Here is a 14,448-nt window from a genome sequence, read left to right on the forward strand (position 1 = left end):
TGTACGGGAGGGTTCATGGGGAGCAGTGCCGAATTCGATCTTTGCATCGTGATCGACGATGACGAGGACATCCTGCTGGCGGCGCGCCTGTTGCTGAAACGCCTGTTTGCGCAGGTCGTGACGGCACGGTCGCCCGAGGAGGCGATCGCGGCGATGGCCGGGCGCGAGCCCGACGTGCTTCTGCTCGACGCCAATTTCGCGCGCGGCGCCACCGATGCGAAGGAGGGGCTGGCCTGGCTCGACCGGCTGCTTGCCGCCGACCCCGACATGGTGGTGGTGATGATCACCGCCCATGCCGGCATCCAGCTGGCGGTCGAGGCGATGAAGCGCGGCGCGACCGATTTCGTGGCGAAGCCCTGGTCCAACGAACGGCTGCTCGCCACGGTGCGCACCGCCGCGACGCTGCGTCGATCGCGCGACACCGTCCGTACCGAGCGGGCCAAGCTGGTCGTCGCCAGCGCGGCGCCGGGCGATCCGTTCCCTCTGCTGGGCGACTCCCCGGCGATGGCGCGCGTCCATTCGCTGATCCAGCGTGCCGGGCCCACCGAAGCGAATGTTCTGGTGCTTGGCGAGAACGGCACCGGCAAGGAACTCGTCGCGCGCGCGCTGCATCGCCATTCGCGCCGCGCCGATCAGGCGATGCTCACGGTCGATCTTGGCGCTGTCTCGCAGGACCTGATCGATTCGGAGCTGTTCGGCCATGTGAAGGGCGCCTTTACCGACGCGCGCGCCGACCGGATCGGCCGGGTCCAGGCCGCCGATCGCGGCACCCTGTTCCTCGACGAGGTCGGCAACCTGCCGCTCCACCTCCAGCCCAAGCTGCTCACCGTCCTCGAACAGCGCCGCGTGACCCCGGTCGGCGCGAACAGGTCGGTACCGGTCGATATCCGCGTCATCGCCGCGACCAACCTGTCGCATGCGCGCCTGACCGACGAGAGCGTGTTTCGCCAGGATCTCCTGTTCCGCCTCAACACGGTCGAGATCCTGCTGCCCCCGCTGCGTGAGCGGCGCGAGGATGTGCCGATGCTCGTCGCCCATTTCCTCGATCTCTATGCGCGCCGCTATGAACGCGACGTCCCGCGCGTGGCGGACGGCGCGATGCGCGCGTTGGTCGCCCATGACTGGCCCGGCAATGTGCGCGCCCTGCGCCACGCGGTCGAGCGCGCGGTGATCCTGGGTCGCGGCGCACAGCTCGATTCGGAGGATTTCTCGCTGTCCGCCGCAAGCGCGCCGACCCCGCCGCGCCTGTCCCGCGAGGCGGTGGTGCCCGCAGCAGCCGAGGACCTCAACCTCGACCGGGTCGAGCGCCGCCTGGTCGAAAGCGCGCTGCTCAAGCACGGCTATAATATCTCGCTCGCCGCATCGGAACTCGGCCTGTCGCGCGCCGCGCTCTATCGCCGCATGGAAAAACATGGGCTCTGACTTCACCGTCCAGCTCGCGCTGCGGCTGCTGCTGGTCCAGCTGCTGCTCGCGGCGCAGGCATGGGCGATGCTGACTCCCGGGCTGGCGGCGGTGCGGATCGTCCTCCTGCTGCTGGTCGTCGGTGCAGGCTGGCTGCTGTGGCGCCATGTGCAGCGGACCAACCACCAGGTCGCGCGCTTCGTCGAGGCGCTGCGCCATGGCGACGGCTCGGCCCATTTCAGCGGCCGGTCGGGCTCGGGCTTCGACGCGATGGGCCGGGCGTTCGACGACGCGATGCGCGCGCTTCGCGACGAACGCCGCGCCGCCGGAGACCAGCTCAATTTCCTCGGCGCGCTGGTCGACGATACCCCGATCCCGCTGCTGACCGTCGATGCCGACGGAAGAATCGACCTGGCGAACAAGGCAGCCCGCCGTCTGTTCACCGAACATGAGGCGTTCACCCAGGAGGGGTTCCGCATCTACGGCGCGACCTTCGCCAATCGCCTCGACATCGCCGCGCCGCTGCGCGAGGAGGTGCTGATCCTCACGCTCCAAGGTCGCGCCAGCCGCGCGATCGTGCGTTCGGCGGCACTCGCCCGGCTGGGCAACAACATCCATGTGGTGATCGTCCAGCCGGTCCAGGAGACGCTCAACGCGATCGAGATGACAGCGCAGACCGACCTGGTCCGCGTCCTGACGCACGAGATCCTCAACTCGCTCACCCCCGTCACCTCGCTCGCCGCCACTGCCTCGACCCTGATCGCGCAGGTCGACGATCCGCGGCTCGAGGATGCCCGCCTCGCCGTCGCCACGCTCGAACGGCGCGCGGAGGGACTTGCCCGCTTCATCAACAGCTATCGCCAGGTCGCCAGCGAGCCCGTGCTGGACCGCCGCCCGTTCCAGGCCGCACCCTTTGCCGCCGAACTGGCCCGGCTGTTCCGTGCCGAACGTCCTGACGTGGCGCTCGACCTGCTGCTCGACCCGAGCGACTTCGCGATCGATGCCGACCCCGATCTGCTCGCTCAAGCGCTCATCAACCTGCTGCGCAACGCCGGCGAGGCGGCGTCAGGCCACGCCGCCTCGCCGCGTGTCCTGTTCGACCTGCGCCGCTCCAGCGCCGGGGAGATCGGCATCGCCGTTGCCGACAATGGTCCGGGCGTCCCGCCGGAGCTTCGCCGCGACATCTTCCTCCCCTTCTTCACCACCCGCGCCACCGGCACCGGGGTCGGCCTCAACCTCGTCCGCCAGATCGTCTTCGCCCATGGCGGGACGATCGATCTCAAGGACGATGCGCTCGGCGGCGCGCGGTTCGAAATCCTGCTCTGAACGGCGCCGTGCAAAAGCGATGGCGCTTTCTGCCGGGGAAATGCGTTCATGGGCCGGTCGCAAGGAGAAATCATGCCAAGTAACAGCCCCGCCAAGCTCGAGGTACGCAACGCCGTCCCCGCCGACGTCACCGGCATTCTCGCGCTGATCGCCCGCGCCTACCCCGATGCCGAAAACTACAGCTCGGGCCAGATCCGCGGTCAGATCAACAACTTCCCCGATGGACAGTTCGTCGCGATCTTCGAGGATCAGGTCGTCGGCTATTGCGCCTCGTCGCGCATCGACGAGGCGGTCGCGCTGGCGCCGCACGACTGGGCGACGATCAGCGGCAATGGGTTCGGCAGCCGCCACGATCCGACCGGCGACTGGCTCTACGGGATCGAGATGGCGGTCGACGACCGGGTGCGCGGCCTGCGCATCGGCCAGCGCCTGTACGATGCGCGCCGCGCGCTGGCCGAACGGCTCGAACTGCGCGGCATCGTTTTCGCCGGACGCATGCCGGGCTATGCCCGTGTCCGCCGCAAGGTCGACGGCGCCGAAGACTATCTGGCGCGCGTCCAGGCCGGCGAGTTTCGTGATCCCGTCCTCGGCTTCCAGATCTCCAACGGTTTCACCCCGATCGGCGTGCTGCCGCGCTACCTGCCCGGCGACAAGCCGTCGGCCGGCTATGCGGTGCACATGGTGTGGCGCAACCCCTATGTCGATCCGAACGAGCCCCCCGCCTTCCGCGTGCCGCGCGACGTCGAGAGCGTCCGCCTTGCCACGGTCCAACTCCAGGCGCGCGCGGTCAAGGATTTCGCCGAGTTCGTCCACAACATCGAATATTTCGTCGATGTCGCCGCCGATTATCGCTCCGATTTCGTCGTCTTCCCCGAACTCTTCACCCTGTCGCTGCTGTCGTTCGAGGCCGCTGGACTCTCGCCGATGGAGGCGATCGACCGGATGACCGATCATCGCGCGCCGATCGTCGCCGAACTGTCGCGCATGGCGCTGCGCTACAACATCAACATCGTCGGCGGGTCGCACCCGACCCGGACCGAGGACGGCAGCATCCAGAATGTCGCCTATGTCTGCCTGCGCGACGGATCGGTCCATGCCCGGGAAAAGATCCATCCCACGCCCAACGAAGCCTATTGGTGGAAGGTCAAGGGCGGCAGCTCGGTCGACGTGATCCAGACCGATATCGGCCCGATTGGCGTCCTGATCTGCTATGACAGCGAATTCCCCGAGCTGGCGCGCCGCCTGGTCGACGAAGGCGCCCGGATCATCTTCGTCCCCTTCTGCACCGACAACCGCCAGGGCTATATGCGCGTGCGCTATTGCGCCCAGGCCCGCGCGATCGAGAATCAGTGTTTCGTCGTCCTGTCGGGCAATGTCGGAAACCTCCCCGGGGTCGACAATATGGACGTGCAATATGCCCAGTCCTGCATCCTGACGCCCTGCGACTTCCCCTTCGCCCGCGACGGCATCGCCGCGGAGGCGAGCGAGAATATCGAGACGCTGACCATCGCCGACGTCAATCTGGCCGACCTGACCTGGGCCCGGGCCGAGGGCACCGTCCGCAATCTCGCCGACCGCCGCTTCGACCTGTACCGCATCGACTGGAAAAAGCCGACGGGCGGCGGCGCGCCACGCGAGACCAGCAGGCCGCGCGGAACCAAGGCGCCAGGCGGCGGATGACCGCGGCGGCGCGTGCAAACCGGTGATGGAAGAAGTTGGTCGGGGAGACAGGATTCGAACCTGCGACCCTCTGGTCCCAAACCAGATGCGCTACCAGGCTGCGCCACTCCCCGACGGCACGGCGCTTAGACCAGAAATTTCGCCACGCCTAGCCGTCTCGCGCCATCTTGCGGACTGCCTCGCGCTTCCGCTATCGCCGGCCATCGCTGGCGGGGCCTGTAGCTCAATTGGTTAGAGCTGGCCGCTCATAACGGCTAGGTTGCGGGTTCAAGTCCTGCCGGGCCCACCAGCGTCGCTTCGATCAGTTCGTCCAGGCCGGCGGGGCGAACGCCCAGCCGGTCGAGCAGGTCGAGCACTGCATCCCACCAGCGATGAAATGCGCGCAGGTCCGCTGTATCCCGGACATAGGGCGTGTTCCCGGGCTGAAGCGAAGGCGAGTGGAAAGCGAAGTTGAGCAGGCGCAGCCCCTCGCCCACCGCGACGCGCACCGCCTCGGTCGCCTCGTCCAGCGGCATGCCCTCGGGCGTCAGCGACACGCGCGAATAAAGCCCCAGTCGCGACGCAACCCCGCGTCCATGCGGAACCCGGCCCAGCCCGCGGTGCAGCGCCACGCCGCCGCGGCGCAGTCGACCGCGATGCACGGTCGTGAACGGCAGCTCGACGATCCTCCCCAGCCGGAACGCCGCGTTCGGCACCGCCGAAAAGTCCGGCCCGCCCTCGTCCGAATAATCATAGCCCGCACGCATCGAGCTATCGATCCGATAGCCTTGGTCCGCCAGCATCGCCGCCGTCTGCGGCCCGATGCCGTAACGCCCCGCACGAAATGCCCGCGGTCGGGCGCCAAAGGCGTGCTCGATCTCCTGCGTCAGCGCCGCCAGCTTGGCGGCCTGCAACCCGACGGGAAGATTGCAAAGGAAGCTGTTGATCCCGCTTACGATTTCCTCATGCGGCGGATTGACCCAGGGGTGAAGCTGCGCGCCGATCGCGGAGCGGCCATCCTCCAGGCACCCGGTCAGCACCGCGACCGAACGCGGGTCGGTCGCCACCGGATGATCGACCAGATAGGTGATCGGCACGCCCCGGTCGGCGAAACGGCGATGCGCCTCGGGAAGCGCCGCCATCGCTTCCGTGTTGCGCCGGGCCCGGTCCAGCGGCTGCGACCAGTCGAATTCTTCCTCGGTGTCGACGAAGATCGCAAAGCGCGTTCCGAACGCTGCCGGCCATTCGATCCGGTCCTGCGGCGCGGGCCCCGGGACGCGATACGGTGCGGGGGAAGCGTCTCGCCCGGCGCTCAAACGGGCTCGGTCCGCTCGCCCTGTTCCTGCTGCGCCACCGGAAGCGACAGGGTGATGCACCCCGTGCCGATCGCCAGGCTGCCGCCCAGTTCGCGCGCCAGATTATGCCCCAGCCGCAGCGCGAACCCGGTCCCGAGCAGCGCGGTATCCCCCGCCTCGTCGTCCAGATCGAGCAGCGTCTCGCCCGGTTGATGCATCAACGCCTTCGGACGATCGATCGTCGTTGCGATCATCGATTCGGCCGCTGGCGTGATCCGGACCGCAATCTGCTCGCCCTGCCCGCTTGCCGACACCAATGTCGCCATCAGCCGGGCGACCAGCCGCTCGACCGCACGGCGGTCACCGCTGACCGCCGCATCGTCGCCCTGCACCAGGATCGTCGATCCGCGCAGCTGCGTCAGCGGCGCCAGATCCTCGACGACCGCCTTGAGCAGCGGGCGCAACCGCACCGGTGCAGGCACCAGCGCAAGCGCGCCGCCGTCGATCCGCGCGGCCAGGTCCAGGTCGTCGATCGCGCCGATCAGGTCGCGGGCCTGCGTCCGAATGACCGACGCCCGCTCCCGATAGGGGTCGGCAACCGGACCCAGCATCTGCGCGTCGATCATCTCGGCAAAGCCGGCGATGGCGTTGGTCGGGGTGCGAAGCTCGTGAACCAGCTGGCGCAGCGAATCCAGCGGCGTCGCCCCGGGACCGCGCATCGGCTCGGCACGCTCGTCGCGCCGGGGGCGTCGCGCGGTGCCGCGATAGCCGGTGAACCGGCCGGTCGATGATTCGAATGCGGGCAGTGCGGAGATCAGCCAGTCACCGGATGCATCGCTCTCGCCGCCGATCGCCATCCGGGCATCGCTGAACGCGGCACGCTTGCGAAATGCCCCGGCGGCAACGCCATCGATGCGCGATTCTGCGCCGCGCTCGATGTCGCGCTCCAGCGAGAGGCCGATCAGCGGCCCGCGGCTGACGCCCTCGACCCAGCGGACCACCCCGGCGGAATCGGTTTCGAAGCGGAAGTGCTGCGACAGGACCGGCGCGCGCGGCGCGGCATCGACGCCATGCGCCTCGCGGTCGCGCCAGAAGGCGTCGATCCGGGCGACCACGTCGGAAATGCTAAACGGGCCGTCGATGCCGGCGCCATCCTCGATGCCGCCAGCCGGCGCGCCGCCGTCATCGTCATCGCGCTCGACGCGGGCAGTCGTCGTTTCGACAGGCTCGACGCGTGCAGGAGCCGGGTCCTGCACAACGCCCGCCAGCGCAAGCCAGGACAGGTCCGGCTCGTCACTGCCTGCCACCGGGATTTCGGGCTCGGCCTCCGGCCGCTCTCCGGCTGCCGCGCCGGGTGCCGGCGCTGTCGGCTGCGGATCCGCCTCGCTCGTCGGTGGCGCCGTGGTTTCCGACGTCATCACCGCCTCGATCCGCGTCAGCAGTGCGGAGAGCGATTCCGCTGCATCCGCTGCATCTGCGGGGTGAGGGACGTCGGCGATGCCCAAGGCGGCTTGTTCCTGTTCGATCGGCTCGGCCGAGGCCCCGATCGCGTCGCGGCCTCGCTGTTCTGCTTCGCCCTCCGCGGGCGATTTTGCAAGCGGGTGCGCATCATCGGCAGGGCTTTCGGCCGTGGAAACATCGTTACCGCCGTCGATTGCCCCACCGGGAGCCGCGATCCACCCGCTTTCATCGGTCAGGACGAAATCGACCGGCCCGAACGCCTCCAGCGCCCGGGCCACTGCCGGACCCAGATCCCGCCGGTTGCGCAGCACCGACCGCGCGCTCGGCGACAGGTCGGGCAGCAGTGCGATCCACTCCCTCTCCGCCATCCGCGCGTGGCGCAGCACCGGCAGCGCGATCCCGATCTCGTCGGTCGCAAGCATCCTCACGATCGGCTCGGGGGGCCGCGCATGCTCCAGGCCGCGCGCGCTTGCCGCCCGCACCGCGACAGGCACCTCGTCCTTTAGTTGCCGCAACATCGTCATTGCCCGGATATCCAGTTCGACCCTGCGCCGCCCCAGCAGGTCGACCAGCTGGAGCCAGGCCGACCGCTTCCCGACCGGACTGTCCAGATTGCCCGCCAGCACCGTTTCCAGAGTATCGTCGAAGCGCAACGGCCATCCCTGATCGGCACCTTGAACGCTGCGCCGCAAGGAATCCTTAACTGTCCCCGGAACGGCCCGAAACCGCTCATTTCGGCACGTCGCAATGTGGGACAAAGTCGTTGCGTTGTAATAATATTATGCGTAACGGGTTGGCGACAGCATGAATGCAATTCACCAACGCTGCAATTACAGGGAGTGAGCGCGCGATATGCGTTTCGATGACATCGACATGCGGATTCTCGCGTTGCTTCAGGAAAATGGCCGGATGACGAATGTCGAGCTGGCCGAGCGCGTCGGGCTCACCGCCCCGCCCTGCCTGCGCCGCGTCCGCGCGCTCGAGGAAGCGGGCGCGATCCGCGGCTATCACGCGGCACTCGAACCCGCCCAGCTCGGCTACAACCTGATCGTCTTCGCGCTCGTCAGCCTGAAGAGCCAGGCCGAGACCGATCTTCAGGCGTTCGAAAAGCTGGTCGCCGAAATTCCCGAAGTGCGCGAATGCCATATGCTGAATGGCGAGATCGACTTCATTCTCAAGATCGTCGCGACCGACCTGCCGACCTTCCAGAACATGCTGACGTCGAGCCTGACGACGGCCCCGAACGTGGCGCATGTGAAGACCAGCTTCACGATCCGCACCTCCAAGTCCCTGCCCGGCGTGCCCGTCCCGGCCTGAGCCGCGGCGTCAGCCATCCCGCGTGCCGCTCCTCTTCGATCCTCTGCCGACGGACCGGAGGGCCACAAGCCGCATGGTCGAGCACGCGTCTCTCCGCAGAATACTCACGAATAGGGGTGGCCCTTAGGCCACCCCATCTCGTTCCGGTCCGGGAAGCTGCGGCCCGGTGGGCCGGCGACGGCACCATCAGATCAGCAGCGTCTCGCTGTGCCCGCGCGCACGGCTCGAGAAGTGAGCCAACCGCTACTCGACCACCTTCCACTTGCCGTCGGCGCCCTTGCCGACTTCCACCACCATGGTCCGCGTGGTCTCGGAGGCGTTGGGTGGCTTGATCGTCACGTCGACCATGCAGGCATAGACGTCAGGCTTGGCCGTATTGCACATTCCCTTTTTCGAAATCGTCGCATCGCGCGCGGCCGCTGCCATCGCGGCGCTCTGCGCCGGGTCGTCGGTACCCGGGTTGCGGATCATTTCCTGCCGCGCCAGATCTTCGATCTCCTTGTCGCTCGGCCCAGAAATCGCACCGCATCCCGCAAGGGTGAACGCGATCGCCACTCCCGACATCATCGATCTGACCATGCATCCTGCTTCCGTTAGAGTTCGAGGCGCGCGTTGATCCCTGCGGCTCGGTCACCAGAACCATCGGCTCGCGAAGCAGTTGCGACGATCGGCTCGAAAGCCGCGCCCGAACCCCATCTGCACCACCAAAAAGGGGCGACCTCGCGGCCGCCCCTTCTCGTTCCGTTTCGGACGCTTCCGCTTACTGGAGCGGCGGCAGGTCCAGCCACAGAGTCCAGTATTTCGCGATGTCGTTCAGCGGTGCCGCCTGGACCTTGGCAAGCGCTGCCTTGGCCTCGTCCTTGCGGCCGGCCTTGGCCAGCGCCACGCCCAGGTGCAGGTTGGTCTGGTCGGCAGGCGCGCCGCCGCTCAGCGCCGTCTGGTACAGCTCGATCGCGCGCGGATAGTTGCCGGTCGCGGCGAAAAGGTCGCCGACGCTTGCCTGCTCCTTGCCGCTCTTCGCTGCCTTCGCCAGCGCATCGGGCGATCCGTCCTTGGCCGCCGAGTCCTTCGACAGACGCTCGATCTGCGCCGCGGTCGGCTCGCCACCCGGGATCTTGCCGGCCTTGCGACCCTCGTCCAGCACGGCCAGCGCCTCCTGCGGCAGACCCGCCGACTGCGCCAGCGAGGCATAGTCGAGATAGTCGTTCAGGTCGGCCATGGCGCCGGTACCGCGCAGCAGGCGATAGATGTCGAGCTTGGCATTGCGGTCCAGCTGCGCACCGCCGGTCCCGGCGGAATTACGATACTGGATGATGATCTGGCGCCAGTTGGCCAGCGTCGGGAAGTCGCGAATCTGGCGCAGCTGCCAGTCGGCAAGCGCGGAACGATCGCCCGTTGCGGCGACGCGCCCGACCGCCCAGCGGTACCAGCTTTCCTGGACCGGCTGGCCCGATGCCTTCACCGCCTCGATCACCTTGGCCATCTCGGCCACGCCCTGCGGGCGACGGTTGGTCGAATCATAGATCTGGGCGAGCATCAGCGACAGGTCGGGGCTGTTCATCCCCTGCTCGCGCGCCTTCACCAGGAACGGCTCGGCCTGGGCATATTGCTTCAGCTCGAACGATGCCTGGCCGCGATAGAAGTTGTACGCGCGCAAGTTCGCCTGCGGTGCCGCAGGATTGGCCAGCATCGCGTCCGCCGCGGCGATCAGCCGCTGGTTGTTGCGCGGATTGCGATTGACCTCGACCTCGAAGCGCAGGATCTGCGCATAGTTCTTCTCGTCGTCATTCTTCGCGACGGCTTCGGCCGCAGTCAGCTGGGTATCGGCCGTCGCCCAGTCCTTCGCGCCGATCGCGACGCGCGCGGCCTCTGCAGGCTTGCGGAACTCCTCGCTGACCTTGATCGCGGGGGCCTTGTCGTCCTTCTTCTGCGCCAGAGCCGGGGTCGCCGAAACGCCCAGGCTGAGGGCCATGGCAATCGCCAGCTTAGAAACCATCTTCATGATCTAAAACTCTCCTGCACGGGTCGCCGCTTGGTAGGGGGATCTGCGCACGCTCTAGAGGCCCAGCCGCCCCCGTTCAAGCGCACGCTTTGCCCTGTGGAAATGACAATCGTCGGGTGAACAAGCGTTGAACGATCGATTCCTATCCGAACCGATGACGAACTGGTCCGTGGACAGGACGAACCGAAAAACGGCCATGGTTTCAACGTCCCGGCGGGTAGCCGCCGGCGGGGATCCGGGCCCGCCCAGTGGGCAAACGCGCTGTATCACCATCGCACATGCGCGCGCACGCGTGGGCGCGCATGTGCGAGGCTTGGCAGTAGGCCCGCACCCGGCTAGAGCCGCCATGAAACTGCAACACCAACCTACCGGAAACCCGATCCCTTGACCGACGAGACCATCCTCGCCGACCCGTCCGATATCACGCCGATCTCGATCGTCGACGAGATGAAGACCTCGTACCTCGATTACGCGATGAGCGTGATCGTGGCGCGCGCGCTCCCCGATGTCCGCGACGGTCTGAAGCCGGTCCACCGCCGCATCCTCCACGCCGCGCAGGAAGGCGGCTATGTCGCCGGGCGGCCCTATCGCAAGTCCGCCCGCCTGGTCGGTGACGTGATGGGTAAATACCATCCGCACGGCGACAGCTCGATCTACGACGCCCTGGCCCGCATGGCCCAGGACTGGTCGATGCGCGTGCCGCTGATCGACGGCCAGGGCAATTTCGGATCGATGGATCCCGATCCGCCCGCCGCGATGCGCTACACCGAGGCGCGGCTGGCCAAGGTCGCCTCGGCGCTGATCGACGACATCGACAAGGATACGGTCGACTTCCAGGACAATTATGACGGCTCCGAAAGCGAGCCGACGGTCCTGCCCGCTCGTTTCCCGAACCTGCTGGTCAACGGCGCCGGCGGCATCGCGGTCGGCATGGCGACCAACATCCCGCCGCACAATCTCGGCGAGGTCGTCAACGCCTGCCTCGCCTATATCGACAATGGCGCGATCACCATCGAGGAACTGATGGAGATCGTTCCCGGTCCGGACTTCCCGACCGGCGCGCAGATCCTCGGCCGTTCCGGCTGCCGCTCGGCCTATCAGACCGGACGCGGCTCGATCATGGTGCGCAGCCGCTACATCACCGAGCAGCGCGGCGAGCGCCGCTCGATCGTGCTGACCGAGATCCCGTTCCAGCAGGGCAAGAACGCGCTGGTCGAGAAGATCGCCGAGGCCGCGAAGGACAAGCGGATCGAGGGCGTCAGCGACATTCGCGACGAATCCTCACGCGAGGGCGTCCGCATCGTCATCGACCTGAAGCGCGATGCGACCCCTGAAGTCGTCCTCAACCAGCTGTGGCGCCACACCCCTGCCCAGTCGAGCTTCCCGGCGAACATGCTGGCGATCCGCGGCGGCCGTCCCGAACTGCTGAACCTGCGCGACATCGTCGAGGCGTTCGTCAAGTTCCGCGAGGAAGTGATCACCCGCCGCTCGAAGTTCGAGCTGGCCAAGGCACGCGACCGTGCGCACATCTTGCTCGGCCTCGTCATCGCGGTCACCAATCTCGACGAGGTCGTCCGCATCATCCGCGGGTCGTCGAGCCCCGCCGTCGCCCGTGAATCGCTGCTGTCGCGCGAGTGGCCGGTCGCCGAGATCGCGCCCTATATCAAGCTGGTCGAGGCGATCGAGGTCGAGGCGACCGGCGAGACCTATCGCCTGTCGGATCTTCAGGTCCGCGCGATCCTCGACCTGCGCCTGCACCGCCTGACCGCGCTGGGCCGCGACGAGATCGGCGACGAGCTGCGCGAGCTGGCCGATACGATCGGCGAACTGCTCGAGATCCTGGGCAACCGCGCCCGCCTGTACGAGGTGATGGTCGAGGAACTGACGCTGGTCCGCGATCAATATGCGACCCCGCGCCGGACCGAGATCGCCGCCGCCGCGGACGGGATCGAGGACGAGGACCTGATCGAGCGCGAGGACATGGTCGTCACCGTGACCATGGAAGGCTATATCAAGCGGACCCCGCTCGAGACCTTCCGCGCCCAGCGCCGCGGCGGCAAGGGCCGTGCCGGCATGGCCACCAAGGACGAGGACGTCGTCACCAATTTGTTCGTCACCTCGACGCACACACCGGTGCTGTTCTTCTCTACCGCGGGCAAGGTCTATCGCATGAAGGTGTGGCGCCTGCCCGAGGGCGGGCCGGCCACGCGCGGGCGCCCGATGATCAACCTGCTGCCGCTGGCGGCGGGCGAGACCATCTCGACCGTGCTGCCGCTGCCGGAGGACGAGAATGAGTGGGGCAAGCTCCACGTCATGTTCGCCACCGCCAGGGGATCGGTGCGCCGCAACTCGATGGATGCGTTCACCAACGTGCCGTCGAACGGCAAGATCGCGATGAAGTTCGAAGGTGACGATACCGACGACCGCCTGATCGGCGTCGCTTTGCTCGACGAACAGAATGACGTGCTGCTGGCCACCCGCGGCGGCCGCGCGATCCGCTTCGCCTCGACCGACGTGCGCGAGTTCCAGAGCCGCAACTCGACCGGCGTTCGCGGCATCACCCTGCTGGGCGATGACGAGGTTATCTCGCTGTCGGTGCTGCGCGGGTTCGCGTCCACCACCGAGGAGCGCGAGGCCTATCTGAAGGCTGCCCCGTGGAAGGAGGGCGAGCGCGAAAAGACGCTGTCGACCGAGCGCATGGCCGAGTTCGAGGCGATCGAGGAATTCATCCTCACCGTCTGCGCCAACGGCTATGGCAAGCGGTCGTCGGCGTTCGAATATCGCCGCACCGGCCGTGGCGGCCAGGGCATCACCAATATCGACAACCTCAAGCGCAACGGCCCGGTCGTGGCCAGCTTCCCGGCGCATAATGGTGAACAGCTGATGCTGGTCACCGACCAGGCCAAGCTGATCCGCATGTCGGTCGGCGACACCCGCGTCACCGGCCGCGGCTCGGCGGGCGTGCGCCTGTTCGACGTCGCCACCAACGAGCATGTCGTCTCCGCGGCACGAATCGAGGAGAGCGAGGAGGAGGCGGAAGCCAATCTCGGTGACGGTCCCGTCGCCGGCGACCCCACCCCCGATGCGATCGTCGGCGAGGATGCGGCCGAGGGCGAAGCCTGAGCGCAGCGCGGATCGGCGACACAGGGAAAGGCCGGGGAGCGATCTCCGGCCTTTCGCTTTTACTGCGGAAACCATCCCTCCAGCCGGCGAGTTGAAAACCCATGAGCACTCCGACCGAAACCACCGCCTACAAGATCCTGAGCGACCAGGAGATGGAACAGCTCGAGCATGACGGCGAGTTCGCCGGCGCACCGGTCGATCTGGCGGATGGCTATATCCACCTCTCGACCGCGTCTCAGCTGCAGGGAACGCTCGACAAGCATTTCGCCGGCCGGGCCGATCTGTGGATCGCCGCGGTCGATCTCGAGGCGCTGGGTGACGCCGTGAAGTGGGAAGTCTCGCGCGGCGGCGAGCTGTTCCCGCACATCTATGCGACGCTGCCGCTCTCGGTCGTGACCGCCTATTCGCCGCTTCACCGCAACGCCGACGGCAGCGTCGCCCTGCCCGTCGCGGGCTGATCTATTCGGGGCGGTGCGACACCGCCTCGACGTTCATCCCGTCGGGATCGATGACGAACGCGCCGTAATAGTTGGGATGGTAATGCGCACGAATGCCCGGTGCGCCATTGTCACGCCCGCCGGCTGCGATCGCGGCGGCATAGAAGGCATCCACCTCGGCCCGGCTCGCCGCCGTCAGCGCGATATGCGTGCCCTTGCTGACCTGTGCGCCGGCATCGCCGATCCAGAAATCGGGCTTGCCCCCCTGGCCATAGCCCAGATGGGTGCTGCCATCGCCGGTCATCTCGGGCGTGACCGTCATCTGGATCGACAGGCCCAGCGGGGCGAGTGCCGCATCATAGAATGCCTGCGACGCGGCGATGTCCGACACGGTGTAACCGACATGATCGAGCATGATGGATCTCC

General features: G+C 67.4%; 11 protein-coding genes and 2 tRNA genes. 7 read left to right on the forward strand and 6 right to left on the reverse strand.

Translation table 11 applies throughout. The features are described 5' to 3' along the window. The first annotated feature begins 15 nt into the window (after window positions 1–15). From TPR58_RS11915 to TPR58_RS11925, 3 genes are all read left to right on the forward strand, one after another. On the forward strand, window positions 16–1,422 hold the full coding sequence (locus TPR58_RS11915) for a sigma-54-dependent transcriptional regulator (protein WP_346246890.1): 1,407 nt from the start codon (window positions 16–18) through the stop codon (window positions 1,420–1,422). Continuing rightward, window positions 1,412–2,728, forward strand: coding sequence for a sensor histidine kinase (locus TPR58_RS11920; protein WP_346246891.1), 1,317 nt, complete (start codon window positions 1,412–1,414; stop codon window positions 2,726–2,728). Before TPR58_RS11915 ends, TPR58_RS11920 begins: the two co-directional genes overlap by 11 nt. A gap of 72 nt (window positions 2,729–2,800) precedes the next feature. Continuing rightward, window positions 2,801–4,408, forward strand: coding sequence for a nitrilase-related carbon-nitrogen hydrolase (locus TPR58_RS11925; RefSeq protein ID WP_346246892.1), 1,608 nt, complete (start codon window positions 2,801–2,803; stop codon window positions 4,406–4,408). A 36-nt stretch (window positions 4,409–4,444) separates the two neighbouring features. On the opposite strand, the gene TPR58_RS11930 is transcribed toward TPR58_RS11925, so the two are convergent. Continuing rightward, window positions 4,445–4,521, reverse strand: a tRNA-Pro gene (locus tag TPR58_RS11930). 99 nt (window positions 4,522–4,620) lie between these two features. On the opposite strand from TPR58_RS11930, the gene TPR58_RS11935 reads away from it, so the two are divergent. Beyond that, a tRNA-Ile gene (locus tag TPR58_RS11935) sits at window positions 4,621–4,697 on the forward strand. On the opposite strand, the gene TPR58_RS11940 is transcribed toward TPR58_RS11935, so the two are convergent. Continuing rightward, on the reverse strand, window positions 4,663–5,703 hold the full coding sequence (locus TPR58_RS11940) for a polysaccharide deacetylase family protein (RefSeq protein ID WP_346246893.1): 1,041 nt from the start codon (window positions 5,701–5,703) through the stop codon (window positions 4,663–4,665). The genes TPR58_RS11935 and TPR58_RS11940 overlap by 35 nt on opposite strands. Continuing rightward, window positions 5,700–7,796 carry a histidine kinase dimerization/phospho-acceptor domain-containing protein gene (locus tag TPR58_RS11945; RefSeq protein ID WP_346246894.1) on the reverse strand — a complete coding sequence of 699 codons (2,097 nt, stop codon included), beginning with the start codon at window positions 7,794–7,796 and terminating at the stop codon, window positions 5,700–5,702. The genes TPR58_RS11940 and TPR58_RS11945 overlap by 4 nt, the downstream gene beginning before the upstream one ends. Window positions 7,797–7,995: 199 nt before the next feature. On the opposite strand from TPR58_RS11945, the gene TPR58_RS11950 reads away from it, so the two are divergent. Beyond that, window positions 7,996–8,460, forward strand: coding sequence for an Lrp/AsnC family transcriptional regulator (locus TPR58_RS11950; protein WP_346246895.1), 465 nt, complete (start codon window positions 7,996–7,998; stop codon window positions 8,458–8,460). Between the two features lie 243 nt (window positions 8,461–8,703). Here the strand turns inward: TPR58_RS11950 and TPR58_RS11955 are convergent, their stop codons facing one another. Together TPR58_RS11955 and TPR58_RS11960 are read right to left on the reverse strand one after the other, a co-directional pair. Next, window positions 8,704–9,015 (reverse strand): hypothetical protein, encoded by a 312-nt coding sequence (locus TPR58_RS11955; protein ID WP_346246896.1) that lies wholly within the window; start codon window positions 9,013–9,015, stop codon window positions 8,704–8,706. 205 nt (window positions 9,016–9,220) lie between these two features. Continuing rightward, window positions 9,221–10,462, reverse strand: coding sequence for a tetratricopeptide repeat protein (locus tag TPR58_RS11960; RefSeq protein WP_346246897.1), 1,242 nt, complete (start codon window positions 10,460–10,462; stop codon window positions 9,221–9,223). Window positions 10,463–10,846: 384 nt separating this feature from the next. Between TPR58_RS11960 and gyrA the strand changes: the two genes are divergently transcribed. Beyond that, entirely contained in the window at window positions 10,847–13,585 is a 2,739-nt protein-coding gene (gene gyrA, locus TPR58_RS11965) for a DNA gyrase subunit A (RefSeq protein WP_346246898.1), read from the forward strand. 101 nt (window positions 13,586–13,686) lie between these two features. After that, a complete protein-coding gene (locus TPR58_RS11970; protein WP_346246899.1) occupies window positions 13,687–14,043 on the forward strand; it encodes a DUF952 domain-containing protein in 357 nt (118 codons plus the stop codon). A gap of 1 nt (window position 14,044) precedes the next feature. On the opposite strand, the gene TPR58_RS11975 is transcribed toward TPR58_RS11970, so the two are convergent. Beyond that, window positions 14,045–14,437: a VOC family protein gene (locus TPR58_RS11975; protein ID WP_346246900.1), complete on the reverse strand. Its 393-nt coding sequence runs from the start codon at window positions 14,435–14,437 to the stop codon at window positions 14,045–14,047. Between the last annotated feature and the right edge of the window lie 11 nt (window positions 14,438–14,448).

The organism is Sphingomonas rustica (assembly GCF_039652585.1).
Classification (GTDB): Bacteria; Pseudomonadota; Alphaproteobacteria; order Sphingomonadales; family Sphingomonadaceae; genus Sphingomonas; species Sphingomonas rustica.